This is a genomic window from Pseudomonas sp. K5002, from assembly GCF_013386655.1.
Classification (GTDB): domain Bacteria; phylum Pseudomonadota; class Gammaproteobacteria; order Pseudomonadales; family Pseudomonadaceae; genus Aquipseudomonas.
Genome location: NZ_JACARK010000864.1, coordinates 1 through 955, shown reverse-complemented (window position 1 = coordinate 955; position 955 = coordinate 1). Strand labels below are relative to the sequence as shown.

The window sequence follows — 955 nt, the reverse complement described above, 5'->3', positions numbered from 1 at the left end:
CGCCCAAGGCCAGCGCTGTGGCCGCGCCATAAAGGGCCAACCCGGCCAGCATCACCGGGCGCCGGCCGAAGCGGTCACACAAGCGTCCCCACACCACGACCCCGAACGCGAAGGCCAGAAAGTACACCGACAAGGTCTGCCCCGCCGCCTCGGGCCCTACCGCAAACGCCTGGCCGATATCCGCCAGCGCAGGGCTATACAGGGTTTGTGCGATTTGCGGGAACATCAGCAGCGCCACCGCCAGCACCAGCAAGTTTTTCAACATCATCCAGACGCTCTTCACGAGTAAACAGGCCAGGGAGTCTAAACAGCGGCAGCTGGCGTATTATCCAGACTTCGACACCTTATCAATGAAATCGGACATCCCATGGCATGGCTGGCGGCGCAGACACCTTTCGATCCCGACCGCTTCGACGCGCCCGTGGTGGGCATCGCCGCCCTGCTGGGTGATCACGACTCCGGTGTACATCAGCATCAGCGCGGGCAATTGCTGTTCACCCAACAGGGCTGCACGCGCATTACCCTGGCCAACCAACTGTGCCTGTTGCCGCCCACTCGGGCAGCGTGGATTCCCGGCGGTGTGCCGCACCGGGCAGTGATGCAACAGACCGTGGATTACCGTTCGGTGTATGTCAGCCCGGCATTGGCCGGGCAGTTGCCGGCACAAGTGCGGGTGATTGAGGTGAGTGCGCTGCTGCGGGCGGTGCTGGAGCCCATGGCAATGGCGGCGTTCGACACCGATTGGCAACAGGGCAAATACGCGCATTTGCTGGCGCTGTGCCTGAGTGAAATCCGCGAGGCAGTCGAGCAACCGCTGCTGCTGCCCCTGCCCACGGACAAACGCCTGGCGCCGTTATTGCAGAACCTCGACGCGCTGCCACCGGAGCTGCAAGCCTTGCAACGCCAGGTGGCCGCCAGCGGCAAACCCATCGGCCGGATCTTCCTGCGGGAAACC

General features: G+C 63.8%; 2 protein-coding genes. One reads left to right on the top strand and one right to left on the bottom strand.

The window, feature by feature from the left end:
• Positions 1-268 (bottom strand): MFS transporter (locus tag HX846_RS30170; RefSeq protein WP_178966779.1); only part of this gene is annotated, 268 nt, incomplete at its 3' end.
• Between the two features lie 99 nt (positions 269-367).
• Between HX846_RS30170 and HX846_RS30165 the strand changes: the two genes are divergently transcribed.
• On the top strand, positions 368-955 hold a 588-nt coding region (locus tag HX846_RS30165; RefSeq protein ID WP_178966778.1), incomplete at its 3' end, for an AraC family ligand binding domain-containing protein.